Below are 577 nucleotides of genomic sequence, written 5' to 3'. Positions count from 1 at the left end.
TTGTTTCAGTACTAGAAGATGATTTAGCCTTACTAGTTTCTTTCTTTTTTGTTTTCTTTGATTCTTTTTCTACTTTCTTAGATACCTTCTCAGTTGTATTTTCCTTATTTTTATTGATTAAATTTGGTGTACCTACTTTCCAAACAATTAAAGAAGCGATTATGACTATCACAAAAATAGTTATAATTGAGCTAACTTTTTTCATAAAATATCACTCCTTACTCAGGCATGGTAGTACTATAAGCTAAACGTTGACCTTGATTAAGCACCTCTACTGCATCACTATCACTGCCTCCTAAAGGTCTAAATTCAAAACTAAGACCGGTACCCATGCTATGCCCCATTTCTCCAGTCAATGCAATAAAACCACTATCACTTGTAACATTTCTTATTAATTCTTGTTTTCCATCAACAGTAATTGCTTCGGTATCAGAAGTAATAGTAAAAGAAGTTGGAAACATATCAGGAACTTCTGCACTATCTCTATCTACTGCATAATAAGTTTTTCCAGCATATTTTTGTAACGCTGGATATTTTACACTAGGCTGAACACTACTTGTAGATTCACTAGAACTTT

Annotated in this window: 1 protein-coding gene and 1 pseudogene; both read right to left on the bottom strand. The window is 32.6% G+C overall.

The genetic code is table 11. The features are described 5' to 3' along the window. Positions 1 to 205, bottom strand: a pseudogene (locus FC55_RS09625) (hypothetical protein); the annotation flags it as partial. 13 nt (positions 206 to 218) lie between these two features. Then, a partial coding sequence (locus FC55_RS09620; protein ID WP_081036635.1) for a hypothetical protein occupies positions 219 to 577 on the bottom strand: 359 nt, incomplete at its 5' end.

Origin of the sequence: Ligilactobacillus salivarius DSM 20555 = ATCC 11741, from assembly GCF_001435955.1 — a bacterium.
GTDB lineage: Bacteria > Bacillota > Bacilli > Lactobacillales > Lactobacillaceae > Ligilactobacillus > Ligilactobacillus salivarius.
The sequence above is the reverse complement of the archived record's forward strand: the minus strand, read 5'-3'. Positions and strand labels throughout refer to the sequence as shown.